Raw genomic sequence first — 23,885 nt, 5'->3', positions numbered from 1 at the left:
TTCCCGTAACACTGCCACGCCCTTCTTCATTCCGAGACACCCGTTCCGATCCGCGAGACGATTTCGTCCCAGTAGCCGGGCATCGTCTCCCAGGGGTCGACCGTCCCTCCCTGATCGGAGCGGTCGGTGAAGTAGATCGTCGCGGCGCCCTGCCAGCGGGCGATGCGCAGGGCTTCCTCCAGATGACCGCGCGGCACACCGTGCACGAAGTGGCAGAAGCGCTCGGGAGGATAGTCGGCGGTCCACTCGGCGACCTGCGACCAGCGGTACTCGGTCCACGGGCCCGAGAAGGTCACGAGCTGGTCGGCGATCTCGGCGTATCCCGGGTGCGGGTGGGTGCCATGACCGAACACGATGTGGGCGCCGTCCCTGAGCGCGCGCAGTTCGTCGGCCGTCCGGCGGACGTCGGACAGCGCGGCGCGTTCGGTGGGGCAGCGGTCGAGGACGAATCCGTCGGCCTTGTACCAGTCGAGATGGCGGCGCGCGTCGGCGGCCATCTCGCCGGAGGGGCGTAACCCACGGGCGGCGTCGACAAGTCCCAGCACCCGGACCCCCGCGTTGCGCAGCCGTCCCGTCGCTTCCAGGCAGCGCGGGTCGGGTCGCTCGCCGGGACCGCTGTCCACGTTCAGGACGACCCAGTGCAGGGGGGTGCCGGGGCGGGTGAGTTCGTCCCATTCCATCGGAGCGACGAGAGGATGCGCATAGCCGGGGACACCGAAGCCCAGCCCCAGATCGGTGCTCGCGCTGCCGGTCGCGGTCCGGGTCAGATACGACACGCCGCCTCCATCCAGATGTCGGCGAGGGACTCCTCGAGGTTGATCCGGGGCCGCCAGCCGAGCCGGTCGCGTGCGGTGCGCACATCGGCCTGCTGCCAGCTGCCGCAGCCGTCCGGGTAGGGGTAGGCGACCGGAGCGGCGTGGTCGGGCTCGGGACGGGGGTGGCCGATGCCCGGCCGCATGGGCGGGCCGGGCGGGCCGTCGAGTTCGTGCAGGCTGCCGCTGTAGCCGGCCACCCTGGCGAGGACCGCGGCGACGTCACGGAGGCGTACGGCACGGCCCGAGCCGATGTTGATCACGCCCTGCGCGGCGGACAGGGAGGCGGCGTGGACGGCGCGGGCGACGTCACGGACGTCGATGAAGTCGCGCTGGACACCGAGGCCGCCGAGCTTGAGTTCGCCGTCACTGGCCTGCATGGCACGGCGCAGGGCTTCGGCGAGCCGGCCGAGCGGGGATCCGGCGGGCGTGCCGGGTCCCGCGGGGGAGAAGACACGGAGCACGACGGCGTCCAGACCGGAGCCGAGGACGAGTTCGGTCGCGGCGAGTTTGCTCACTCCGTACGGGCCGCCCGGGCGCGGCACGGCGTCCTCCGCGGTGGAGGAGCCGGGCTGGCTGGGCCCGTACTCGGCACCGCAGCCGATCTGGACGAGCCGGGCCCCGCAGCCGCTCCGGCGCAGGGCCTCGCAGACGGTGGCGACGGCGACGGTGTTGTGCCGGGTCAGTTCGCGGGCGCCGCCGCGGATGGCGCCCGCGCAGTTGATGACGACTCCGGGGTGCACCGCGTCCAGGAAACGGGTGAGCGCGCCGGGGCTGCCCGAGGCGAGGTCGAACCGTACGTCGGCGTCGTCGCCCCGGCCGAGCGCGGTGAGCTGCACGGCCGGGTCGGCGAGCAGTCTGTCGGCGACGAATCGGCCCAGGTAGCCGTTGGCTCCGATCAGCAGGACCCTCATCGGGCGGCTCCCGGGGCGGATTCTCCGGTTCGGGAGGTGATCATCTGACTGTCTCCTTCGAGGTGATGCCGTAGGTCGTGAAGAGGGCCCGCGGTGTCGGCCCCGCGGGAGAAAGAGGGTCCGGATCCGGGACGCTGTCCGGACTCCGGGGAGGACTCACGGCGGTGGGAGTGCCGTGGTCCGGTTCCGGACGGCCTCCGGCCGCCCGGTCGAACGGACCGCCGGGCCCGGTCCCGGTGCCTCGGCGCCGGTGCCTCGGGGCCCGGACCGTCCGGATCGATCGCGGCTCATGGGGCCTCGCAGGGCGGAGCGTGGGCCGAGGCGCAGGTGAGCGTGCGGGTCGCCTGGACGAGGAGGACGAGGGCACCCGCCCCGCAGGCCAGAGCCGGTACGGCCCCGGGGCCCGCCGCTTCGACCAGGCCGTCGACGGGGGCGGCCAGGAAGGAACAGCCGGGCAGTCGTGCGGCGAGGACCGTGGCGAGGGCGGTGGCCTCCGCCGCGCCCGCGCCGACGAGCACGCGGCCCGGCACGTGGGTGAAGCCGCGTGACGTGAGCATCCGCGCGAGGAGGAGCAGTGCGCCGAGCGCACCGGCTCCGGCGTAGGCGGGTGACTCGTCCAGTACCGCCCCGCACAGCGCGAGCAGCCCGCACAGCGCGGACAGGAACAGGGCGAACACCCCGACGAGCAGAGGGCGTACGGAGGCGGCGAACTCCTCCAGGCCCCGGCTGGCGCTCAGCCGGTGACGGGCACGGGCGGCGAAGAGGTGGGCGCACCAGGCCGCCGGGGCGCAGGCCAGGAAGAGGGCCAGCACGGGTGCGGTGGCCAGGGGCCAGGGACCGTGCGGGCCGCCGTCCCGGCCGGCGCTCAGCAGTCCGTCGCCGGCGAGGGCGTACGCGACGAGCCAGCAGGTCCACGCGCGTGCGGCGCCCGTCGTGCGGTTCCGGGTGCTCAGGGGGCCGCGCCGGAAGGCGAGGTACAGACCGGCCGCCACGGCCAGGGCTCCGAACGCGGCGACGGCCGGACGCGACGGTCCGCCGGTGAGCCGCAGAGCGACGACGACGGCCGTACCGAGGACGCCCGGCACCAGGGCGAGCGCCGCCCAGTAGGCGCGCGGGCCGGGACGCCCCGGGGTCTCGGCGCGGGGCGGGGCCTCCCCGTCGCGGGCGGCGCGGGCGTACATCTCCTCGGCGAGCGAGAAGACGTCCCGGTGCCGCAGGCGGGCGGCGGTCCGGTCGGTGACACCGTGCGCCTCCAGGCCCGCCGCGATCTCCAGCGGGTCCACGGCCCGCTCGCAGAGCTCGCGGTGCCGGTGCATGAGCGCCTTCACGGGGTCCACCGCGCCGCGGCGCCCTGCGGGCCGACCGGGCTCGCCCGGGTCGTCGAGCCCGCCCGGGGCACCCGGTCCCGCGCTGTCGATCGTCACGCGCCCTCCCCCGCGAAGACGGTTGCCGACGCGGGCGGGGGCACGGTGGCCCGTACCGGCGCGTCCTCCGCCCGGCGCGGCCGGCGCTCGGTCATGAAGCGGGTCACGGTCCAGCGGCCGGGCACATGGGCCTCGGCGGGGACGCCGAAGGGCAACGGTTCCCCCTCGTCGTCCACGACGACCCGGCGCACCGGGGAGTGCGAGACGATCTCCAGGTAAATGCCGTGAAATGCCGTGATGTTCTGCTCGACGGTGAAGAGTTCGAGGGCGCGTGCGCGGGCGGCCGCGCCGAGCCGCTCACGGCGCTCGGGGTCGCGCAGCAGTGCCACGCACGCCTCCGCGAGCGCCCGCGGGTTGCGTGGCGGAACCACCAGTCCCGTGCCGCCGATGACCTCGACGACCGCGCCGACGTCCGTGGAGACGGTGGCCCGGCCGCAGAGCATGGCTTCGACGAGGCTGACCGGGAAGCCCTCGACGACGCTGGACAGGACGACCAGGGCTCCGCAGGCGTAGGCCTCCGCGAGGCTCGGGATCTCCGGACCGCCGATCTCCTCGAAGGAGACCGGGTTGTCGCCGACCGCGTGCACGCCCTCCGCCTCGTCGGGGAAGAGCTGCGCGGCCAGCGCCTTGCAGTGGGTCAGATAGGTGGCGGCTTCGGGGTCTTCCGCGGGGGCGCCGACGATCCGCAGCCGGGTGTCCGGCTCGGCCCTGCGGACCTCGGCGAAGGCGTGCAGCAGGGAGATCAGGTCCTTGGCCGGTTCGATACGGCCGACCCACACCAGCGCGCCGGGGTCCGCGCACCGGCTGCCCCGCACCCCCTCCCCCACGTCCGCGAAGCGCGCGGCCTCCATGCCGGGGTGGACGGTGCGCAGTTTGGCGCGGTCGGCGCCGCAGCGCTCCTGCCAGCGGCGGGCGTGCGTGTTGCCGGGGGTGACGATCGCGGCCGCGCGGTAGACCTCGGTGGCGAGCCTGCCGTGGAACGCGGCGAGCAGCGCCCGGACGGCGGGGGCCTCTTCGAGGGTCGCGGCGGCCAGATAGTGGGCCCGCAGCTGCACGCCGTACTCGGTGACCAGCAGCGGGACGCCGAGGAAGTGCCGGGCGAGGAGGCCGGGCAGTGCCGCCGCCCCGCCCGCCGCGGCGTGGCAGAGGTCGGCCGAGCCGAGCGCGTCGTCCTCGTACCAGTCCAGTGAGAGGGGGCGCAGGGTGCGCTCGATGTGCGCGGCGACGGTGAGCAGGTCGGGCACGCTCGCGGTGCGGGCGGTACGGGGTGCGCCCGGTGCGCGGCAGGCGCGTTCGAGGACGCGCATCGCGGTCTCGGAGCGCAGGGCGCCGGCCAGCCCGCCCTCGTCCCGGGCGAGCTCGGCCAGCCCGTACAGAGCGCTGGCGAAACGGTCCGCCTCGGCGCCGACGGAATCCTCCGGGTCCCCCGAGGCTTCCGCGCTCGCGGCTCGGGGTTTCCCGCACACCGCCGCCAGCAGTTCCCCGTACGCCTCGGCGAACCGGCGCCGGGTCCGGCGCCCGTACACCACCCCGTCGTCGTGCGCCGCCCACAGCGGTGCCGTGCGCACACGGCCGACCTGGGGCGGCAGCCGGACCCAGCCCTGGTCCTCCTGGCGCTCGGTGCGGCTGAGCGCGTAGACGTCGAACTCGTGCTGCCCGAGCCCGCGCACGAGCCGGTCGCACCAGAGTCCGGCGTCACCGCCCACATACGGGTAGCCACCCTCCGTAAGCAGTCCGATGCGCACGAGCACACCCCCGATCTCCCGTATGGGGAGCCGCCGTTGACCCGGCGGCTCGCAGCGGGACGAAGGTATGCGGACAAGGCGGTGGTACGACGGACGGTTGTCCGTCGTACCACCAGAAGGGGTGAATGGTCGTAACTTTCCCGCGCAGGCCGCGTTTCGTCGCGCTACGAGATCACCCGGGCGCGTCCCCGAGGACTCCGGGCCCTCGGGTCACGCCGGGGACAGCTCCCCCCGCTCCGCGCGGCGCCGTGCCGCGACCTCCGGGTCGAGTGCCGGTACGGCGGCCAGCAGCTGCCGGGTGTACGGGTCGCGGGGGCTGTCGTAGACCTCGTCGGCGGGACCGTGCTCGACGATCCGGCCGCGCCGCATCACCGCCACGTGGTCGCTGACCTGGCGCACGACCGCGAGGTCGTGCGCCACGAACACCAGCGCCAGGCCGAGTTCCCGCTGCAGCTCGCCGAGCAGGGCCACGACCTGGGCCTGCGTGGTGACGTCGAGCGCGGAGACCGGCTCGTCGCACACGATGACGGCCGGATCGGCGGCCAGCGCCCGCGCGATGCCGACCCGCTGGCGCTGGCCGCCGCTGAACTCGTGCGGGTAGCGGTCGTAGTGCGCCCCGTCGAGCCCCACGCGCTCCAGCAGTTCCCGTACGCGTCCTCGGACGCGCCCCTCGTCCTTCTCCCCGCGCGCCCGCAACGGGTCGGCGATGGACTCGCCGACGCTGCGCCGGGGGTTGAGGGAGGACACCGGGTCCTGGAAGACCATCTGCACCGAGGGGCGGACACCGGACCGTTCGCGTCCCTCGTGGCGGACCACGCCGGCCGTGGGCTCCAGGAGCCCGACCAGCATCCTTCCCAGGGTCGTCTTCCCGCTGCCGCTCTCGCCGACGACGCCGAGGGTCTCGCCCCGGCGGACGCTCAGCGACACGTCGTCGACGGCCGCGAAGCGCCGCTTCCCGCGCCCGAACTCCCGCCGGAGCCCGACCGCTTCGAGGACCACGTCGTCCGGCCGGGCCTCCTCGGCGGGGCCGCTGCCGCCCTCGTGACCGGTCCGCCCGACCGTCCGGGGGGTGTCCACGCGGGGGACGGCACCGAGGAGTTCGCGGGTGTACGGCTCCCGGGGCGCGCCGAGGACGGCGGCGACGGGGCCGTGCTCGACCGCGCGTCCGTGCCGCATCACCAGGATCTCGTCGACGCTCCCGGCCGCGACCCCGACGTCGTGGGTGACCAGCAGCAGCCCGGTCCCGGTCCCCTGGCGCAGGGTGTGCAGGAGGTCGAGGATCTGGGCCTGGACGGTCACGTCGAGGGCCGTGGTCGGCTCGTCGGCGATCAGGAGCTCGGGTTCGCAGGCCAGGGCCATGGCGATAAGGGCGCGCTGCCGCATGCCGCCGCTGAACTCGTGCGGGCGCGAGCGGGACCGGCGTGCCGCGTCGGGGATGCCGACGCGGTCCAGCACCTGTACGGCACGCGCGCGTGCCGCCCGCCGGGACGCCTTGGTGTGCACCCGGTACACCTCGGCGATCTGGTCGCCGACCGCGTAGTACGGGTCGAGGGAGGACAGCGGGTCCTGGAAGACCATGGCCGCCTTCCGGCCGCGCAGTCCGCGCAGTTCGCCGTCGGACGCCCGCTGGACGTCGACGCCGGCCACGCGGACCGTGCCGTCGACGCGCGCTCCGGTGCCCCGGTGCAGCGCCAGCAGGGCCGACGCCACGGTGGACTTGCCCGAGCCGGACTCGCCGACCAGGCCCAGCGCGGCACCCTTCTCCAGCCGGAAGGAGATGCCGTCGACGGCCCGCAGCCCTCCGAAGTCGACGACGAGGCCGCTCACCTCGACCAGCGGTGCGCCGGTGGGAGTCGGGGAAGAGTCGCTCATGTCAGCACCACCCGTCGGTCGGCCACCGCGTAGAGCACGTCCGCGACGGCGTTGGCGATGACCACGAAGAAGCCGATGACCAGGACCATGCCGACGACCACGGGAAGGTCGACGACGTTCACCGCGTGCACCAGTTCCTGGCCGATGCCGGGCAGTCCGAAGAGGGTCTCGGTGAGCACGGCGCCGCCGACCGCCGACCCGAAGGTGTTGGCGTTCAGCGCGATGATCGGGGCGAGGGCTCCCCGGACGGCGTGCCGCCCGATGACCGACCGCTCCCCCACGCCGTACGCGCGGAAGGTCCGGATGTGGTCCTCGGCCAGCGTCTCCAGCATCGAGGCCCTGGTCAGCCGGGCGAAGGCGGCGGCTTCGACGAGGGCGAGCGAGAGCCAGGGGAGCACCAGGTTCCACGCCCACTGCTCGGGGTCGTCGGAGAGGTTCACGTACTGCGGGAAGGGCAGCAGTTCGAGCTGGCCGCAGACGACGATCATCAGGATCAGGCCGATGACGAAGACGGGCGTCGCCTGGCCGGCGAGGGTGAGCCCGGTCAGCACCCGCTCGCCGATCCGGCCGCGCCGCCACGCGGAGAGCACACCGGTGCCGACGCCGAGCACGAGCCATACGACCATCGCGCCGAACACCAGCGACAGGCTGACCGGCAGCTTCGTCAGGATCAGCCGCATGACCTGCTGGTCCGTCTGGTACGACAGCCCGAGGCAGGGGGCCGGGCAGTGCTGGACGGAGGCGCCCGTCGAGTAGTCCTGGCCGGCGAGGAGTCCCTGGAGGAAGTGCCCGTAGCGCACGTACAGCGGGTCCCCGAGGCGCAGCTGCTCGGCGACCTGGTGCACCTGGGCGGGCGAGCAGCGCGGGCCGCAGGTGATCTGGGCGACGTTGCCCGGGGTGGCGTAGAAGACGACGTAGACGATCACCGAGATGGCGAAGAGGGTGATCACGGTGCCGAGGGTCCTGCGCAGGAGGAATCCGCCGAAGCCGCTCATGCCGTGGCCTCCTTCGTCCCGTCGGCGGGCGTGCCCGGCCGGAGCGGGTCCGTGCCCGCGGCGGTGCCCGCGTCGGCCCTGGCCTCTCCCCTGCGGCCCGTGCCGACGCGCAGGCGGGAGGCCGCGCGCGGGTCGAGGGCGGTGCGCACGCCGTCGCCGAGGACGGTCAGGGCGAGGACGGTGACGAACAGCGCGCCCGCGGGCAGCAGCAGGTACTGCGGGGCGGCCTGGTACCAGACGTCGGCGGCGGTCAGCATCTGTCCCCAGGACGGTGTCGGCGGCTTCACGCCGACACCGAGGAAGGACAGGGCGGCCTCGACGCCGATGTTCGCCGGCACGAGGAGCGCGGAGTAGGTGATGAGCGGGGCGGCGAGCCCCGGCAGCAGGTCGCGGCGGGCGATCCGCCAGGTGCCCCAGCCGCTGAGCCGCGCGGCGGCGACGTAGTCCAGCTGCTTGAGCGTGAGCGTCTGCGCGCGCACGATCTTCGCGAGGGTGCCCCAGGCGATCAGACCGATGACGAGGGCGACCAGGACGGGCCGCGGGAAGCTGCCGGGCACGATCGCCAGCAGCGCCAGCGACATGATCATCAGCGGCAGGGCGACGATGATCTCGGTCATCCTGCTCAGCACCTGGTCGACCCATCGGTTCCCGAGCGCCGCCGAGACGCCCACGACCACGGCGATGAGGACCTGCACCAGGGTCGCGGCGATCGCGACGCCGAGGGAGACCCGCGCGCCGTACACCAGGCGCGCGAACAGGTCGCGGCCGGTCTGGGGTTCGACGCCGAGCCAGTGGTCGGCACCGATGCCGCCGAGCGGGCCGACGGGGACGCCGCCGCGCGCGGAGTCCACCAGCGAGGGGTGGTAGGTGGTGGGGTCCTGGCCCTCGATCGCCGTGAGCAGCGGTGCCGCGAGCGCGACCAGGACGAGCAGCGCGACGACGGCGGCCGCGACGAGGGCGGCGCGCTGCGCACGCAGCCGCCGCCAGAACTGACGGGCCCCCGAGGCCCCCGCGGCGGAGAGGTCCGCCGCGGGGGCCGGGGAGGCGGCAAGTGCCTCGCTCACGGTGCTACTTCACCGCGACCTGGGAGATGTCCAGGACGCCGGTCCAGTCGCTGATCACGATGTTCTTGACGCCCTTGCCGTACAGGCGCTTGTAGACGGGGTGGAACAGCGGGACGGTCAGCGCCTGCTCACCGATCTTCTTGTCCAGCGCGCCCCAGCGCTTGGCGGCCTCGCCGAGGTCGGTCAGCTTGTTGATCGCGTCGATCTCGGCGTTGACGGACTTGTCGTCGAGGAAGCCGGTGTTGAAGTTGGCGCCGTCCTTCACGATCTGCCGGCCGTCGAAGATCGGGGCCAGGAAGGGGCCGCCGGAGGGCCAGTCGGCACCCCAGTGGGCGAGGAAGAAGCCCGGCTCGGTCTTCGCGCCGTGGATCTTGTCGCTGTAGTCGTTCTCCTCCAGGCCCTGGAGCTTGACCGTGATGCCGGCCTTCTTGAGCGCGTCCTGGATCGCGGTCGCGATCTCCGGGCTGGTCTCGAAGTCCTTGCTGTTGGAATGCGTGAGCGTCACGCTCAGGCCGTTCTTGTAGCCGGCCTCGGCCAGCACCGCCTTGGCCTTGGCCGCGTCGCCGGAGGCGCCCGCCGGGAAGTGGTCGTACGGCGTGTAGCCGAAGGACTTCTGGTTCGGCAGGTAGGTCGTCGCGGGCTCGGCGAGCGAGGAGCCGCCCGCCGCGTTGATCACCGAGGTGCGGTCGATGGCGTACGAGATCGCCTGGCGGACCTTCGGGTTGTCGAACGGCTTCACCTTCGGGTTGAAGGCGATGTAGTTCGTGTAGCCGAAGTGCCCGGTCCCGACGCGGGAGGCCAGTTCCTTGTCCCCGGTCACCTTGGCGAGCTCGGCCGGGCCGAGGTTGGTGTCCGTGGTGACGGCGGCGGCGTCGGCGCCCTGGGAGGAGGACAGCCGCTGGTTGATCACGGAGGAGTCCAGGCCGGACCGGACGTCGATCCTGTCCGGGTAGGCCTTGCGCTCGGCGTCGGTGGACGCGGACCAGTGGGTGTTGCGCTCCAGGGTGAGGCGCTCGCCGTCGTTCTCGTTCTTGACGACCTTGTACGGGCCCGAGGAGACGGGGTGCTCCTCGTACTTCGTGCCGGTGTCCTTGGCCTTGGGGACGGGCGTGAACTGCGTCTGCGTGGCCAGGTAGGGGAACTCGCCCTCGGGCTTGTTCAGGTGGAAGACGATGGTCAGCGCGTCGGGCGTCTCGATCGAGTCGAGGCCCTTCTTGTCCTTGTAGGGCCCCTGGTAGTCGGCGCCGCCGATCAGCCAGTCCCTCAGGTAGGGCGCGCCGCCGGAGAGTTCGGCGGCGAAGGAGCGCTCGATGCCGTACTTGATGTCGGCGGAGGTGATCGGCGTGCCGTCCTCGAACTTGAGTCCCGGCTTCAGCGTGTACGTCCACACGGTCGCGTTCTTGCTCGGGCGGCCGGTGTCCGTGGCGAGGTCGGGGACGACCTGGGCGCCGGCTGCGCCGTTCTCACGGTTGCGGGTGGTGAGCGTGCGGAAGACGAGCGAGGGCACGTTGCCGCCGCCGGAGGTGTAGAGCCGCGCGGGGTCGAAGTCCGACTGCGGATTGGAGTTCAGGACGGTGAGCGTGCCGCCCTTGTGGGGCTTGGAGTCGCCGCCGGAGCTCTTGGCATCGTTGTCCTTCGGCCCGCAGGCGGCGGCGCCCGCTGCCACGACCAGGCTGACGGATGCCGCGGCCACGCGGCGCGCTATGACGGACGATTGACGCATCGGAAGACGACCTCTCGGATGACTCGAATACTGAGACGGAATGACACGGAGTGAGACGGCAGAGCGCGGAGCTCGCCCAGGGCGTCAGGCGTCGGAGTCCGACCGGACCGAAAGGGACACGGGCGCGCCGAACCGCGGGGGTTCGGCGGCGCACGGGAACAGAACGGGAGGAAGAGCGACGCACTCGCCGGGGGCGGGCGTCAGCAACAGTGGATGTCGGCCACGCAGAGCGCGGTCACGCCGATGAGCGCCAGCTCGATGGCGGCGCGAACGGAGGCGTGACGGGAGGACATGCGGAAAATATGAACGATCTTTTTCCGCATGTCAAAGCGTTCTGCGCGCTTTCCGTCAACTCTCGGGATAGGGCCAGGGGTTGGGCCTGCAGTGGATTCCGTCGTGGTCGAGGAACTTGGTCTGCTGCTGCATGACCGGGGCGAGGTCGCCGTCCTTCTCACAGGTGACGTGCCCGTATCCGAGCCGGTGGCCGACCTCGTGGTTGATCAGCATCTGGCGGTAGGCGTGAATCTCGTCACCGAAGCCGTAGGTCTTGGAGCCCTGGGCCCAGCGGTACGCGTTGATCATGACGCGCTCGGTGGACGCCGAGTCGCACGAGACGTTGTCCTCCGTGGTGTCGAGCCCCGACTTGGCGCACCACTCGGCGGTGGTGCCGGGACTCGCCAGCGTGATGACGAAGTCCGCGTCGCCGGAATCGACCCGCTCGAAGGTGCGGGCTCCGCCGTGGGCCCAGCTCCTCTTGTCGTTGAGGGTCTTCTGCACGGCGTCGGCGAAGAGCGCTCCGTCGAGACCGAGGCCCTTCTCGATGTCGACGCGGTAGGTGTACTTGCGTCCCTTGCCGGGCGCCTTGACGACTCCGGGCACCGCCTCGAACTTCCCCGACCCCTTGAGCTTCGCCCCGAGCGGGTACGTCCTGGCCATCTGCTGGTCGTACGTCAGGGGCGCCGCGGCCACCTGCGGCTGGGTCGGCCGGTCGTCCCCGCGCGAGGCGGAGTCCTGGGTCGCCCGGCCGCCGTCGGCGGACTGTGTCCGCGCGTCGGCGTCATGGCCTCCCGTGGCCATCTGTCCGGCCACGACGACGGCCAGCACGGTGGTGACGGCGGCCGCCGCGATCCCGGTGAACGCCCATCCCTTGCGGGCCTTGTCCTCGCCCTGGCCGCCGGCTCCCCGGAGCGGCCGCTCACCGGCGTCGGTGGCCCGGGCGCTCCAGTCGGCGGAGTCGTCGAAGCCGGCGGCGCGGGGCCCGTCGAAGTCGAACGCGTCGACGTACGCCTGCCGGGGCCCCGGTGCGGCCTGCTCGCGCTGCCGGGGCACCCGCGAGCCCGCGGGCGTGCCCCGAGGAGCCCCGCCGGCCCTGGACTCCCCCCAGCCGCCGCCCTGTTCACGCTGCTCGGGATGTCCGCCCCGCACCTGCGGCACGCCGTGGGCGGGGGTCCCGTCGGGAAGCCTCGGTGTTCCGTGTGCGGGGGTTCCGTCCGGAAGCCTCGGTGTTCCGTGTGCCGGGGTCCCGTCGAAAGAACGCGGCACCCCGTGCGCCGGGGTGCCGTCCTGGTGCCGCGGGACGCCGTGTGCGGGGGTCCCGTCCGCGAACCGCGGCACCCCACGCGCGGGAGTCCCGTCGGCCACCCGCGGAAAACCGTGCGCCGGGGTCCCGTCGGCGAGACGCGGCACGCCCTGGGCCGGGGCGCCGCCCTGGAACCGGGGAACGCCGTGCGCCGGAGTGCCGTCGGGGAAACGGGGTGCGCCCTGCCGCGGGCTCCCGCCCGCGGGCGGGTAGGGATTCGGGGAACCGGGCGGACGTGCCGCCGCGCGACGGGCGGAGTCCGGGCCCGGCGCCGGAGCGGGCGCCGCCCCCTCCGCCGGAACCGTCCGCGTCCGCGCGGTGTCCGTCTTGTCGGCCCGCCCCCGACGACTGTGTCGTCCCACTTCCCGCCTCAGCTCTCCGCGCCGACTGCCATCGGAGAGGTCAACTCTCCCAGATCCGCCAGGAGTTCACGGAAGGCGGTGGCGACCGTCTCCGGATACTCCATCATGGCGACGTGTCCCGCCTCCGGCAGGGAAAGCAGCCGGGAGTCACGGAATGCACGGGCCGCGCGCTGCGCCATACGGTAGCCGACAAGTTGGTCACGGCCTCCGTAGACCAGGAGCGTCGGGGCGAGCACCCGTTCGGCCTGACGCCACAGTCCGTGCTGCCCTCCGAGCGTGTAGGCGTTCACGACCCCGCGCGCGGAACGTGCCATGGCGTCCCAGAAATAGGGCAGGGCGAGCCGCCGCTCCATCTCCTCCACCGCGTGGCGGAACCCCTCGGGCGTGACGATGCCGGGATCGCCGTAACAGAGGGCCAGCACCCCCCGTACGCGCTGCTCAGCGGTCCATTCCCGGGTGAGCCTGGTGAACAGTCCCGCCACCCCGGGCAGGGCGAGCAGGGCGGTCGGCCAGGCGGTGCGCTGGGCACGGATCTCGGGCAGCGCGGGGGACACCAGCGTGAGCGTCCGGACGAGGTCCGGCCGGACCGCGGCGACCCGGGTGGCGACGGCTCCACCGAGTGAATTGCCGAAAAGATGTACCGGACCGCGTCCGGACGCGTCGAGGTGGCGGATCACCGCGCGCGCGTGCCCGGTGACCGAGTAGTCGCCGTCGTCCGGCGGCGGCGAGTCGCCGAAGCCCGGCAGATCGAGGGCCTCGCTGTCCACGAGTCCGTCGAGCCCGGCCATCAGCGCCGACCAGTTCTGTGAGGAACCGCCCAGACCGTGCACGTACAGCGCGGGCGGAAGTCCCTCCCGGGCCGGGGGTCTCGACCTGACCGTCAGCGTCATGCCGGGCAGCGCGGCCGATCGCAGCCGCTCTCCTTCCGCGACCCTGACGGCACCGACCCTCGGTGTGACGCTGGCGGCCGGCACGGAAGGGAGTTCGGTCGAAGACATGCGGCAATGTTACGAGACGATCACGCAGGGGCTCATGTGTTCGCCGTCACAGGTGGCGGGCGGATCGCATAGCGGCCGGATCGTGTGTCTCCTAGGCTTCGAACGAGGGCACTCGTACGCACATCAGGAGCGCACTCGTACCCGTTCGGGAAGAGGAACCATGACAGTCGACCCGACAGACCCCGGAACCTTCGACGACCAGTTCCGGGAGATCCCCGACCCGGAGACACCGGAGGCCGACGCCGCCGAGCAGTCCGCCGAACTGGACCCCGTGGACGACGTCGACCCGGAACCCCCGGGCGACCGCCTCAACGCCGACGACGCGGATCTGGCCGAACAGGCCCGGGTCGTCCGGCTGAGCGAGGACGACTACAGGTGACCCGGCTACAGGTGACCCGGCTACAGGTGACCCGGCTCCGCTGATCAGGCCCGTCACGGCGGCCGGGGTGACCGGCTCGTCCCCTTCGGCACACTGTGCGCCGCCCCGAAGGAGGTCCGGTCCGCGAAATTCTGCGCTCGCACCGCACACAGCAGGGTTACCGAAAAGTACGATGGCGGCGCGGCGCACACCGCACGTGGACAACTTTGGGAGGCGGCGTGACAGCCATCGAGCAGACAGAGGCAGCACGCCCACGGGGCACACGCCTGCCGCGCCGTGCCCGGCGCAACCAGCTCCTCGGCGCCGCCCAGGAAGTTTTCGTTGCGCAGGGATACCACTCGGCCGCCATGGACGACATCGCCGAGCGTGCGGGCGTCAGCAAGCCGGTCCTCTACCAGCACTTCCCGGGCAAGCTCGATCTGTACCTCGCCCTGCTCGACCAGCACTGCGAGTCCCTGCTCCTGGCGGTGCGCACGGCGCTCGCGTCGACCACGGACAACAAGCTGCGCGTCCGCGCGACGATGGACGCCTACTTCGCGTACGTGGAGGACGACGGCGGCGCGTTCCGGCTGGTCTTCGAGTCGGACCTGACGAACGAGCCGGCGGTGCGCGAGCGCGTCGACAAGGTGACGCACGAGTGCGCCGAGGCGATCTGCGACGTCATCGCGGAGGACACGGGCCTCTCGCGCGCCGAGTCGATGCTCCTCGCCTCGGGGCTCGGCGGCCTGGCCCAGGTGGTGGCCCGTTCCTGGCTGCACAGCGACCGCAGCGTCCCGCGCGACCAGGCGGTCCAGCTGCTGACCTCGCTCGCCTGGCGGGGCATCGCGGGTTTCCCGCTGCACGGTACCGACCACCACTGAGCACCGGATCGCCGGATCACCGGCGCGGAGGAAGCGGCCGGGGCACGTCCCGGCCGCTTTTTTGTTCCCGTCGGCTGTTCGCTCCTGGCGTTCCCGGGCTGAGCGTGCGCGTCCCCTCGCCGGGCTAATGTGTGCTGCGTACGGCGCGTACGAACGCGCACATGACTGACCGTCGGAGGGACAAAGCCGTGGAGGTCAAGATCGGCGTGCAGCACGCGCCCCGCGAGATCGTTCTGGAGAGCGGTCAGACCCCGGAAGAGGTCGAGCGCGCGGTGTCCGAGGCGCTGGCCGGCAAGTCGCAGCTGCTGAGCCTCGTGGACGACCACGGCCGCAAGGTCCTGGTTCCCGCCGACCGGCTGGCGTACGTGGAGCTCGGCGAGCCCACGCAGCGCAAGGTCGGGTTCAGCGCCCTGTAGGACGACAGGGCGACGAAGCAGTGCCCGAGGGGCTCGGTGACGATGTCACCGAGCCCCTCGCGTACGCAGATGGAGCACATGCCGGGCACCGGGGAGGATTGCGTTCCGAACGTCAGGGGTAGGACCGGCTACGACCGATTTGCGCCGGCCGTGCGGGAGGGACCTCACCATGTTCTTGGAAACGCTCGGCTCCGCACTGCTCGGTCTCGCGCTGGCGTGGGCGGCGGCCTACCGCCTGCCCCACCGGCTGCCGGCGCGCAGCCTGGTCCTGTCGACCGGAGTGGCGGGAGCCCTGTTCGGCGCCTTCCTGACGCACACGGCACTGGGCTCGGGCCACTTCCTGGCCATCCTCCTCGGCGCGGCGACCGTCTCCGCGGCGCTGCTGTCGCTGCTGCTGCGCCCCGAGGAGCGCTTTCGACGCCGCTCGGCGACGGCGTAAGCCACTGCGAAGGCCCCGCTCCCGCGACCGTGAACCGCGCCCCTAGACGGGGAGCGGTCAGGTCCTCCGGGCCGCGGGGCCTTCGGCGTTCCGCGCCACGGCCGGGCCACCGGCGCTCCGGCCGGGCCCTCGGCGTCCGGGGCCGCACGGGCCCCGGGTGCTCCGGGCCGCACGAGGCCCCGGACGCCCTAGGCCGCCAGGCCCAGCGCCGCCATCCGCTTGGTGTGCGCCTCGGTGATCCGGGAGAACATCCGGCCCACCTCCGCGAGGTCGAAGCCGTCCGCCACACCGCCCACGAGCATCGTCGACAGGGCGTCACGGTCGGCGACCACGCGCTGCGACTGGGACAGGGCCTCGCCCATCAGCCGTCGCGCCCACAGCGCGAGCCGGCCCCCCACGCGCGGGTCGGCGTCGATCGCGGCCCGCACCTTCTCGATGGCGAAACCGGCGTGACCGGTGTCGTCGAGGACGCCGAGGACGAGCTTGCGGGTGTCCGAGTCGAGACGGGCCGCGACCTCGCGGTAGAAGTCACTGGCGATCGAGTCGCCGACGTACGCCTTGACGAGGCCCTCCAGCCAGTCCGAGGGAGCCGTCTGCCGGTGGAAGCCGTCGAGTGCGGCGACGAAGGGCTCCATCGCCTCCGTCGGCTCCGCGCCGATCGCGGCGAGCCGGTCCCGCAGCTGCTCGAAGTGGTGGAACTCGGCGGACGCCATCTTCGCCAGCTCCGCCTTGTCGCTGAGCGTGGGTGCCAGCTTGGCGTCCTCCGCGAGCCGCTCGAACGCCGCGAGCTCGCCGTACGCGAGCGCTCCGAGCAGGTCCACGACCGCGGCGCGGTACTGGGGCTCGGCCGAGGCCGTCTCCCAGTTCTGCGCGGCTACTCCGGTGGCCGCGGGGGCGGTGTCGGCGGGGGCTTCGGCGGGCTTCTCAGCGGCGTTGTCAGGCGTCGTCATGAAGCGCACAATAGCCCGCTCGCAGCGCGGGGGAAGTTCCCGCTCAACCTGTGTGATGACGACTACGTGACCAAATCGGCCATCACATGTGCGCGATTCCGGGGTATGGTGGTAATGCGCCCGCCGAGTATTCGACGGGCCGCACGAATGAGGATGCCCGGTCGGTGGCCCGATCGGCTCCGACCCGACAGCCCTCCTCGTCGGTACGGCACATTGCGTACGACATCCGGAGGGACCCTCAGCGGCACGAGAGCTCGAGCGTCGGCAGTGGTCCCATGCCACTCGGCCCGCCCGTCAAGAGCGGCCGACGTCCCCGGCACGGTCCCGACACGACCCCCGCGCTCGCCTCGCACCGCGTACACAGAAGAGGCAGCACCCTGACTACGACTTTCCGAGAGCTCGGAATCCTCCCTGAGACCGCCGAGGCCCTTGAGGCCGTCGGCATCGTCAACCCCTTCCCCATCCAGGAGATGACGCTCCCGGTCGCCCTCTCCGGCACCGACGTCATCGGCCAGGCCAAGACCGGCACCGGCAAGACGCTGGGCTTCGGCCTCCCGCTGCTGGAGCGCGTCACCGTCCCCGCGGACGTCGAGGCGGGCCGGGCGAAGCCCGAGCAGCTCACCGACGCCCCGCAGGCGCTCGTCGTCGTCCCGACGCGCGAGCTGTGCACCCAGGTGACCAACGACCTGCTGACCGCGGGCAAGGTCCGCAACGTACGCGTTCTGGCCATCTACGGCGGCCGGGCCTACGAACCCCAGGTGGAGGCCCTGAAGCAGGGCGTCGACGTCGTCGTCGGCACCCCGGGGCGCCTGCTGGACCTCGCGGGCCAGAAGAAGCTCAACCTGAAGCACGTCAAGGCGCTCGTCCTCGACGAGGCCGACGAGATGCTCGACCTGGGCTTCCTGCCCGACGTCGAGAAGATCATGAACATGCTGCCGGCCCGCCGTCAGACGATGCTGTTCTCGGCGACCATGCCGGGCGCGGTCATCGGTCTCGCGCGCCGCTACATGTCGCAGCCCACGCACATCCGCGCCGCCGCGCCGGACGACTCGGGCGCGACGGTCGCGAACATCGCGCAGTTCGTCTACCGCGCGCACAACATGGACAAGCCCGAGATGGTCGCGCGCATACTGCAGGCCGAGGGCCGCGGTCTCGCGATGATCTTCTGCCGCACCAAGCGGACGGCGGCGGACCTCGCCGACCAGCTCCAGCAGCGGGGCTTCGCCTCCGGCGCGGTCCACGGCGACCTCGGCCAGGGCGCCCGCGAGCAGGCGCTGCGCGCGTTCCGCAACGGCAAGGTCGACGTCCTGGTCTGCACCGACGTCGCGGCCCGCGGCATCGACGTCGAGGGCGTCACCCACGTCATCAACTACCAGTCCCCCGAGGACGAGAAGACGTACCTGCACCGCATCGGCCGCACCGGCCGCGCGGGCGCCAAGGGCATCGCGATCACCCTCGTCGACTGGGACGACATCCCGCGCTGGCAGCTGATCAACAAGGCGCTGGACCTCGACTTCGGCAACCCGCCGGAGACGTACTCCACCTCCCCGCACCTCTTCGAGGAGCTGAACATCCCGGCCGGCACCAAGGGTGTCCTGCCGCGTTCCGAGCGCACCCGCGCCGGGCTCGCGGCCGAGGAGGTCGAGGACCTGGGCGAGACCGGTGGCCGTGGCGGTCCGCGTGGCCGTACCGGCCGTTCGGCCGCGCCCGTCGAGCGCGAGCGCGAGCGCGCGCCGCGTACCCCGCGCCAGCGCCGCCGTACACGCGGCGGCGCGCCCGCCGACGGTGTTCCCGCGACCACGGACGCTCCGGCGGCCACGGACGCGCCCGCGTCCGTCGAGGCCGTCGAGCCCCGCACGCCGCGCCGTCGTCGGCGCACGCGCGGTGGAGCGGGCGAGCCCGTGGCCGCCGTCGCCGCTCCCGTGACCGAGGCCGCGGAGGCCGCCGTGGCGACGGCCGAGGGTGTCACCGACGAGCCGGCCGCGCCGCGCCGCCGCCGCACCCGTAAGCCCGCCGCCGCGGCCGTCGAGACGGCGGAGGCGGTGGTGACCGCCGCCGAGGCCGTGGTCGAGAGCGCCGCCGCCGAGGCCGTCACGGAGGCTCCGGCCAAGCCGGCCCGCCGCCGGACCCGCAAGGCCGCCGAGCCGACGCCCGCCGCCGAGCCGGTCACCGAGGCCGTCGAGGCCGCCGAGGCTCCGGCCAAGCCCGTGCGGCGCCGGACCCGCAAGACCGCGGAGGCCGTCGTCGACACCGTCGAGGCCGCCGCCACCGAGGCCGTCGAGACGGTGGCCGAGGCCAAGCCGCGGCGCACCCGCAAGACCGCGGCCACGGTCGCGGACACGACCGCCGAGGCGGCCGAGGCGAAGCCCGTACGCCGACGGACCCGCAAGGCCGTCGCAGTCGCCGACGCCGACATCCCGGCCCAGGCCGGAGAGGCGACGGAGACCAAGCCCGCCCCCCGCCGGCGCACCCGCAAGGCGGCGGAGGCGGTCGCCGAGGCCAAGCCGCGGCGCACCCGCAAGACCGCGGCCACGGTCGCGGACGCGGACACGACCGCCGAGGCGGCCGAGGCGAAGCCCGTACGCCGACGCACCCGCAAGGCCGTCGCAGTCGCCGACGCCGACATCCCGGCCCAGGCCGGAGAGGCGACGGAGACCAAGCCCGCACCCCGCCGACGCACCCGCAAGGCGGTCGCCACGGAGCCCACGGAGAGCTGATCTCCCGTCCGACGGCCCGGTCCCCCATCCGGTGGGGCCGGGCCGTCGGCGTTTCCCCGTCTCCGCCACCGGTTCCGCCCCCGACACCACCCCGCCCGCCGGCCGTGGCCGACTTCACCGGGCACCGGGCCGGGAGCGACGCACCCGTCGAGCGGCCGTCACCGGCGCCCGATAGCCTCCTCCGCATGAGCAGGCCCTACACGTTCGTTCCGCCCGCCGGTGTCCGCGCGTACCGGTTGTCCACCGCGCGCGGCGAGTTCGCCGTGCTCGACGCCGCGCCCCGGGGACGGTCCAAGGGGACCGCCCTGCTGCTGCCGGGATTCACCGGCAGCAAGGAGGACTTCATCGCGCTGCACGCGCCGTTGGCCGCGGCGGGCTACCGCACGGTGGCCGTGGACGGGCGCGGACAGTTCGAGACCGGGGGGCCACGGGACGACGAAACGGCTTACGCGCAGAGCGAGTTGGCACAGGACGTGCTCGCGCAGGCCGCCGCCGTCGGCACTCCCGTGCACCTCGTGGGGCACTCGCTCGGCGGTCAGATCGCGCGCGCCGCGGTACTGGCCGACGCCTCGCCGTTCGTGTCCCTGACGCTCATGGCCTCCGGCCCCGCGCAGATCTCCGAGGCGCAGCAGCAGCGCGTCAAGCTGCTGCGGGACGCGCTGGCCGTGATGGGCATGGCCGAGGTGTGGGAGGCGATCCAGGCGATGGAGCCGCCCGAGGAGACCGAGACGGGCGGGCTGGACGCGGGGCTCGACGACCTCGCCGACCTGCGCCGCCGCTGGCTCGCCAACAGCCCCGCCCAGCTCGTCGCCACGGGCCGCCAGTTGTGCGACGAGCCCGACCGCGTCGCCGAACTGGCCGCCGTCCCCCTGCCCAAGCACGTGCTCTCCGGCGAGCGTGACGACACCTGGCCGGTCGCCCTGCTGGACACGATGGCCGCACGGCTCGACGCGCACCGCACGGTCGTCGAGGGGGCGGAGCACTCCCCGAACGCCGACCAGCCCCTGGAGACCGCCCGCGCCCTGGCCGCGTTCTGGGACGGCGCCTCCCTCTAGGACCCGTCACCCGAAGGGCGGGCCCGTACGGCACCCGGCACGGCGTCTGGCACGGTGCCCGGTACCGCGCCCGGCCCGGCGGCCTAGTACTGCGCCTGAAGGTGCTCCCAGAAGCCGTCCCGCAGGGCGCGGCGCAGGTCCGACTGGCCGCGCAGGGAGTACTGGAGCAGGCCCTCGGCCTCGACCAGCAGGTCCTGGTCGACCGAGCCGGGCAGGTAAGGGTGCCCGGGAAGCAGCTCGGCCAGGGATTCGCGGCCGCGTGCGGCCAGCCACTTCGCGACGATCTGGGCCCCCACGAAGCGCACGTCCTCCCGGGTGGGCCGGACCGCCGCCGTCGGGTCGTACGACTGGGCGGTCCGCCTGGCCACATACGGCTTGAAGAAGTCGAGGTCGAGCGTGCGCTGGCTGTCGACCTCCCAGAGGAGCGGCTCGGCCTGGTTGCCGCCCTCGGGCGCCTCGATGCCCCAGAGGTGGACCCGGGCGCCGTAGCCCTGGGCCGCCTCGACCGCGGAGACCAGGTCCTCGTCGCCGCCGAGCAGTGCCGCGTCGCTGATGGCGCGGTGCCGGGCGAGGGACTCCAGGTCCGAGCGGATCAGCGAATCGACGCCCTTCTGCTGGTTGTTGGCGTTCAGGTTTCCCAACCTGACCTTGACGTCCGGGAGTTCGGCGATGGACTGCTGCTCCGCGGTGTGGATGCGGCGTCGTGCGCCGTCGTACCAGTAGACGCGCAGCAGCCGGCTGTCGGCGAAGATCGTGCGGGCCCGGTCGATGAGCGCCTCGATGAGTCCCTCGGTGTCCAGCTCGAACGAACGGCGGTCCTCCGTGCCCGCGACGAGGCGCCCCGCGGCCGCGTACAGATATCCGGCGTCGACGAAGATCGCGTGGGTGGAGGGGGTCTTCGCGACCTCGGCGAGCATGCGCTGGAGCAACTCGTTCGTACGGTCTATGCGGGCGGCGAGAGCCGCGTGGTCGTCGTTCATCATCACCATTGTCCCGGCGGTCACGCTGCGAACACAACCGGCGCCGTTCAGTCTCCGCCACCCGGCCTACCCGCCAGTAATTAGGTTCTCGAAAATTTTCCTTAGCGTAGGGAATGTTTGTAACACGCATCCCGTTGCATCCTTACGTGAGCGAGGGCACTGGCGCCTCGCTCCTCACACGAGTAGTTCTCCTCAGGAGGATGACCAGACGAAGGGAGAAGCCCATGCGCTTCGAAATCATGCGACTCGACGATGTCGACGGCACGCCCGTGGACAGCACTGTCGTGGACGCCGCCTCCGTCAACCGGATCGTTCAGCAGGCCGCCGCCATCGGGCAGCGTCTGTGGATCCGCCCGGCCGACACCACCGCTTCTTGACACGACGAGGGTCCGCTTCGCCCGACGAGGACGCGCTGAAGGCGCCTCGTGGGACGAGACGCGTCGCGGACAGCAGACGTTTCTGAGACTTCGGAGCCCCGCACGGCAATGCCGTGCGGGGCTCCGTGTCGTCCGGCCGGGAAGGCCGTCAGCTGCCGTGGATCACCTGGGTGACGCCGTTGATGATCTGCTGCACCGCGATGGCGGAGAGCATCATGCCCGCGAGCCGGGTCACCAGGACCACCCCGCCGTCCTTGATGACGCGGATGATCAGCAGCGAGTAGCGCATCACGACCCACAGCACGACGTGGATCGCGAGGATCGCGGTCCACACGGAGACCTGGGTGGCGACCGAGTCGGCCTTCTGCACCGCGAGGATCACGGACACGATCGCGCCGGGCCCGGCGAGCAGCGGCATCCCCAGGGGCACGAGGGCGACGTTGACGTCCTTGGTCTGCTTCGGCTCGTCCGTCTTGCCGGTGAGCAGGTCGAGGGCGATGAGCAGGAGCAGCAGTCCGCCCGCGATCATCAGCGCGGGCACGGACACGTGCAGGTAGTCCAGGATCTGGTGCCCGAGGAGCCCGAAGACGGTGATGACGCCACCCGCGACGCAGACCGCCTGGACGGCCATCCGCCGCTGCACCCGGGCGGGACGGCCGGCGGTCAGCGCCAGGAAGATCGGGGTGATCCCGGGGGGATCCATGATGACGAAGAGCGTGAGGAAGAGGGAACCGAAGACGGCGACGTCGAACATGCTGGAGAAGAGCCTTGCGAGGTGGTGGGAGTGGGTGGGCGGGTCTTCCGGCCACCGCTTTCGGGCAGTCGTCCCGCGGGGCGGGACGGGGGGCACGACCGGCGGGGCCGGGTGCCTGGGGACGGGCCGGTGGACACGGTTCCGGCGGGCGGCGGGACGCGGGCGCCGGATGCGCGCCGCGGGCGGCACGGGTCCGTCGCCCGGCCCCGAGGCGAGCACTGGGCGGACGCGGGTCCGCCGTGCGCACCGCGGACACGGCCCGGAACGCGCGGTCCCGGCCCGGCGCCGGCCGGGACGTCCGGTCCGGCACGAGCCTCGGCACGCGCCGGACGACGGAGTCCGGGCGACGGAGACCGGAGGCCGGAAGGAATCGGGGCGGGGGTCCTACGACACCGGCCCGGTCCGTACGGCCCTCACGCGCCGGCCCCGGCGGCACCGGCCCGCCGGGGCGACGGCGGGCACGCGCCCCCGGCCACCGGCCTGCCGGACCCGCGCGACGCGGAACGTCCGGGGACTCAGGCTCCGCCCGCGCCCGGTACCGGGAACGCCCCGGTGGCGCGGCGGGTGATCTCCCCGTAGACCTCGGGGTCGGTCGTGAACTCCCCGAGCGCACAGGTCTTGCGGCTGCCGTGGTAGTCGGAGGAACCCGTGGCCAGCAGCCCCAGTTCGGCGGCCAGACCGCGCAGCCGTGCCCGGGTGGCCGGTTCGTGGTCCATGTGGTCGACCTCGATGCCGTCGAGGCCCGCGGACGCCAGCTCCGCGATCACCGACTCGGGCACGGTGCGGCCCCGCTTGGCGGCGGCCGGGTGGGCGAAGACGGTGACGCCCCCGGCCCCCTTGACCAGCCGGATCGCCTCGAAGGGATCGGTCTCGTGCTTGGGCACGTAGGCGCGGCCCCCGTCGGCCAGCCACCGCTCGGTGAAGGCGTCGGAGACGCTGTCGACGACGCCCAGCTCGACCAGCGCGGAGGCGACGTGCGGGCGCCCGACGGAACCCTCGCCCGCGATGCGCGCCACCTGCTCCCAGGTGACCGGCACACCGAGGTCCCGCAGCCTGGCGACCATGCCCTGGGCCCTCGGCACCCGGTCGTCCCGCACCAGTTCGCGCTCGGCGAGCAGTGCGGGCTCCTCGGGGTCGAAGAGGTAGGCCAGCATGTGCATGCTGATGCCGTCGATCCGGCAGGAGAGTTCGGCGCCCGTGACGAGGGTGAGCCCCTCGGGCAGCGCGGCGACCGCCTCGGCGTACCCGCGCGTGGTGTCGTGGTCGGTCAGCGCGACGACGTCCAGACCGGCGGCGGCCGCGCCCCGCACCAGCTCGGCGGGGGTGTCCGTCCCGTCGGAGGCGGTGGAGTGGGCGTGCAGGTCGATGCGCACTACGCGGACTCCAGGCGGTGACGGAACGGGCGGGGACGCTCAAGGATAGCGGGAACCCACCCTCCGCTGTCACACCCGTACCAGGGGAGCGCCCCCT

At 73.0% G+C, this 23,885-nt stretch carries 22 protein-coding genes; 7 read left to right on the top strand and 15 right to left on the bottom strand.

Going from position 1 to position 23,885, the window contains the following annotated elements; translation table 11 throughout:
- Positions 1 to 26: 26 nt before the first annotated feature.
- From ACICHK_RS26160 to ACICHK_RS26110, 11 genes are all read right to left on the bottom strand, one after another.
- Complete coding sequence (locus ACICHK_RS26160; protein ID WP_151472786.1) at positions 27 to 776, bottom strand: spherulation-specific family 4 protein; 750 nt, start codon at positions 774 to 776, stop codon at positions 27 to 29.
- Entirely contained in the window at positions 764 to 1,726 is a 963-nt protein-coding gene (locus tag ACICHK_RS26155) for an NAD-dependent epimerase/dehydratase family protein (protein WP_406838790.1), read from the bottom strand. Before ACICHK_RS26155 ends, ACICHK_RS26160 begins: the two co-directional genes overlap by 13 nt.
- A gap of 287 nt (positions 1,727 to 2,013) precedes the next feature.
- Positions 2,014 to 3,150 carry a hypothetical protein gene (locus ACICHK_RS26150; RefSeq protein ID WP_406838789.1) on the bottom strand — a complete coding sequence of 379 codons (1,137 nt, stop codon included), beginning with the start codon at positions 3,148 to 3,150 and terminating at the stop codon, positions 2,014 to 2,016.
- The gene (locus ACICHK_RS26145) at positions 3,147 to 4,895 is read right to left on the bottom strand and encodes a DUF3492 domain-containing protein (protein ID WP_406841325.1); all 1,749 of its coding nucleotides are present in this window, start codon (positions 4,893 to 4,895) and stop codon (positions 3,147 to 3,149) included. Before ACICHK_RS26145 ends, ACICHK_RS26150 begins: the two co-directional genes overlap by 4 nt.
- A 210-nt stretch (positions 4,896 to 5,105) precedes the next feature.
- Positions 5,106 to 6,767: a dipeptide ABC transporter ATP-binding protein gene (locus ACICHK_RS26140; protein WP_406838788.1), complete on the bottom strand. Its 1,662-nt coding sequence runs from the start codon at positions 6,765 to 6,767 to the stop codon at positions 5,106 to 5,108.
- Positions 6,764 to 7,762: an ABC transporter permease gene (locus ACICHK_RS26135; protein WP_406838787.1), complete on the bottom strand. Its 999-nt coding sequence runs from the start codon at positions 7,760 to 7,762 to the stop codon at positions 6,764 to 6,766. The genes ACICHK_RS26140 and ACICHK_RS26135 overlap by 4 nt, the downstream gene beginning before the upstream one ends.
- Positions 7,759 to 8,826 carry an ABC transporter permease gene (locus tag ACICHK_RS26130; RefSeq protein WP_406838786.1) on the bottom strand — a complete coding sequence of 356 codons (1,068 nt, stop codon included), beginning with the start codon at positions 8,824 to 8,826 and terminating at the stop codon, positions 7,759 to 7,761. The genes ACICHK_RS26135 and ACICHK_RS26130 overlap by 4 nt, the downstream gene beginning before the upstream one ends.
- A gap of 4 nt (positions 8,827 to 8,830) precedes the next feature.
- On the bottom strand, positions 8,831 to 10,549 hold the full coding sequence (locus ACICHK_RS26125) for an ABC transporter substrate-binding protein (RefSeq protein ID WP_151472780.1): 1,719 nt from the start codon (positions 10,547 to 10,549) through the stop codon (positions 8,831 to 8,833).
- 200 nt (positions 10,550 to 10,749) lie between these two features.
- The gene (locus tag ACICHK_RS26120) at positions 10,750 to 10,842 is read right to left on the bottom strand and encodes an Ms4533A family Cys-rich leader peptide (RefSeq protein WP_318658278.1); all 93 of its coding nucleotides are present in this window, start codon (positions 10,840 to 10,842) and stop codon (positions 10,750 to 10,752) included.
- Positions 10,843 to 10,897: 55 nt separating this feature from the next.
- A complete protein-coding gene (locus ACICHK_RS26115; RefSeq protein ID WP_406838785.1) occupies positions 10,898 to 12,490 on the bottom strand; it encodes a DUF3152 domain-containing protein in 1,593 nt (530 codons plus the stop codon).
- A gap of 8 nt (positions 12,491 to 12,498) precedes the next feature.
- Positions 12,499 to 13,488, bottom strand: coding sequence for an alpha/beta fold hydrolase (locus tag ACICHK_RS26110; protein WP_406838784.1), 990 nt, complete (start codon positions 13,486 to 13,488; stop codon positions 12,499 to 12,501).
- Between the two features lie 160 nt (positions 13,489 to 13,648).
- Here ACICHK_RS26110 and ACICHK_RS26105 point away from each other — a divergent pair, with 160 nt between their 5' ends.
- The 4 genes from ACICHK_RS26105 (at position 13,649) to ACICHK_RS26090 (ending at position 15,582) form a co-directional block, all read left to right on the top strand.
- Positions 13,649 to 13,867, top strand: a complete 219-nt coding sequence (locus tag ACICHK_RS26105) for a hypothetical protein (RefSeq protein ID WP_406838783.1) — start codon at positions 13,649 to 13,651, stop codon at positions 13,865 to 13,867.
- Positions 13,868 to 14,085: 218 nt separating this feature from the next.
- Positions 14,086 to 14,727, top strand: coding sequence for a TetR/AcrR family transcriptional regulator (locus ACICHK_RS26100; protein WP_037620773.1), 642 nt, complete (start codon positions 14,086 to 14,088; stop codon positions 14,725 to 14,727).
- A 188-nt stretch (positions 14,728 to 14,915) separates the two neighbouring features.
- Positions 14,916 to 15,143, top strand: a complete 228-nt coding sequence (locus ACICHK_RS26095; protein WP_028801993.1) for a DUF3107 domain-containing protein — start codon at positions 14,916 to 14,918, stop codon at positions 15,141 to 15,143.
- Positions 15,144 to 15,312: 169 nt separating this feature from the next.
- Entirely contained in the window at positions 15,313 to 15,582 is a 270-nt protein-coding gene (locus ACICHK_RS26090) for a hypothetical protein (protein ID WP_151472776.1), read from the top strand.
- A gap of 188 nt (positions 15,583 to 15,770) precedes the next feature.
- On the opposite strand, the gene ACICHK_RS26085 is transcribed toward ACICHK_RS26090, so the two are convergent.
- The gene (locus tag ACICHK_RS26085) at positions 15,771 to 16,532 is read right to left on the bottom strand and encodes a ferritin-like fold-containing protein (protein ID WP_406838782.1); all 762 of its coding nucleotides are present in this window, start codon (positions 16,530 to 16,532) and stop codon (positions 15,771 to 15,773) included.
- Between the two features lie 470 nt (positions 16,533 to 17,002).
- Between ACICHK_RS26085 and ACICHK_RS26080 the strand changes: the two genes are divergently transcribed.
- Together ACICHK_RS26080 and ACICHK_RS26075 are read left to right on the top strand one after the other, a co-directional pair.
- Complete coding sequence (locus ACICHK_RS26080; protein WP_406838781.1) at positions 17,003 to 19,249, top strand: DEAD/DEAH box helicase; 2,247 nt, start codon at positions 17,003 to 17,005, stop codon at positions 19,247 to 19,249.
- Positions 19,250 to 19,434: 185 nt separating this feature from the next.
- Complete coding sequence (locus tag ACICHK_RS26075) at positions 19,435 to 20,304, top strand: alpha/beta fold hydrolase (RefSeq protein ID WP_406838780.1); 870 nt, start codon at positions 19,435 to 19,437, stop codon at positions 20,302 to 20,304.
- Between the two features lie 83 nt (positions 20,305 to 20,387).
- Here the strand turns inward: ACICHK_RS26075 and ACICHK_RS26070 are convergent, their stop codons facing one another.
- Complete coding sequence (locus ACICHK_RS26070; RefSeq protein WP_151469825.1) at positions 20,388 to 21,284, bottom strand: NYN domain-containing protein; 897 nt, start codon at positions 21,282 to 21,284, stop codon at positions 20,388 to 20,390.
- A 224-nt stretch (positions 21,285 to 21,508) separates the two neighbouring features.
- On the opposite strand from ACICHK_RS26070, the gene ACICHK_RS26065 reads away from it, so the two are divergent.
- Positions 21,509 to 21,661 carry a hypothetical protein gene (locus ACICHK_RS26065; protein ID WP_020136747.1) on the top strand — a complete coding sequence of 51 codons (153 nt, stop codon included), beginning with the start codon at positions 21,509 to 21,511 and terminating at the stop codon, positions 21,659 to 21,661.
- Positions 21,662 to 21,809: 148 nt separating this feature from the next.
- Here ACICHK_RS26065 and ACICHK_RS26060 read toward each other — a convergent pair whose 3' ends face one another.
- Positions 21,810 to 22,415, bottom strand: coding sequence for a MarC family protein (locus tag ACICHK_RS26060; RefSeq protein ID WP_103548086.1), 606 nt, complete (start codon positions 22,413 to 22,415; stop codon positions 21,810 to 21,812).
- 515 nt (positions 22,416 to 22,930) lie between these two features.
- A complete protein-coding gene (locus ACICHK_RS26055; RefSeq protein WP_406838779.1) occupies positions 22,931 to 23,788 on the bottom strand; it encodes a PHP domain-containing protein in 858 nt (285 codons plus the stop codon).
- Positions 23,789 to 23,885: the final 97 nt, after the last annotated feature.

Origin of the sequence: Streptomyces sp. AHU1 (assembly GCF_045343905.1) — a bacterium.
Lineage (GTDB): Bacteria > Actinomycetota > Actinomycetes > Streptomycetales > Streptomycetaceae > Streptomyces > Streptomyces triticiradicis.
This window is presented reverse-complemented; position numbering and strand designations above follow the sequence as displayed.

Bases quoted from the DNA above. Each gene is read 5' to 3' on its own strand.
- ACICHK_RS26105 (WP_406838783.1), top strand. From the start codon at position 13,649: ATGACAGTCGACCCGACAGACCCCGGAACCTTCGACGACCAGTTCCGG.
- ACICHK_RS26080 (WP_406838781.1), top strand. From the start codon at position 17,003: ATGACGCTCCCGGTCGCCCTCTCCGGCACCGACGTCATCGGCCAGGCC.
- ACICHK_RS26065 (WP_020136747.1), top strand. From the start codon at position 21,509: ATGCGCTTCGAAATCATGCGACTCGACGATGTCGACGGCACGCCCGTG.
- ACICHK_RS26075 (WP_406838780.1), top strand. From the start codon at position 19,435: ATGAGCAGGCCCTACACGTTCGTTCCGCCCGCCGGTGTCCGCGCGTAC.
- ACICHK_RS26085 (WP_406838782.1), bottom strand. From the start codon at position 16,532: ATGACGACGCCTGACAACGCCGCTGAGAAGCCCGCCGAAGCCCCCGCC.
- ACICHK_RS26140 (WP_406838788.1), bottom strand. From the start codon at position 6,767: ATGAGCGACTCTTCCCCGACTCCCACCGGCGCACCGCTGGTCGAGGTG.
- ACICHK_RS26070 (WP_151469825.1), bottom strand. From the start codon at position 21,284: ATGAACGACGACCACGCGGCTCTCGCCGCCCGCATAGACCGTACGAAC.
- ACICHK_RS26125 (WP_151472780.1), bottom strand. From the start codon at position 10,549: ATGCGTCAATCGTCCGTCATAGCGCGCCGCGTGGCCGCGGCATCCGTC.
- ACICHK_RS26135 (WP_406838787.1), bottom strand. From the start codon at position 7,762: ATGAGCGGCTTCGGCGGATTCCTCCTGCGCAGGACCCTCGGCACCGTG.
- ACICHK_RS26155 (WP_406838790.1), bottom strand. From the start codon at position 1,726: ATGAGGGTCCTGCTGATCGGAGCCAACGGCTACCTGGGCCGATTCGTC.
- ACICHK_RS26090 (WP_151472776.1), top strand. From the start codon at position 15,313: ATGTTCTTGGAAACGCTCGGCTCCGCACTGCTCGGTCTCGCGCTGGCG.
- ACICHK_RS26060 (WP_103548086.1), bottom strand. From the start codon at position 22,415: ATGTTCGACGTCGCCGTCTTCGGTTCCCTCTTCCTCACGCTCTTCGTC.
- ACICHK_RS26120 (WP_318658278.1), bottom strand. From the start codon at position 10,842: ATGTCCTCCCGTCACGCCTCCGTTCGCGCCGCCATCGAGCTGGCGCTC.
- ACICHK_RS26110 (WP_406838784.1), bottom strand. From the start codon at position 13,488: ATGTCTTCGACCGAACTCCCTTCCGTGCCGGCCGCCAGCGTCACACCG.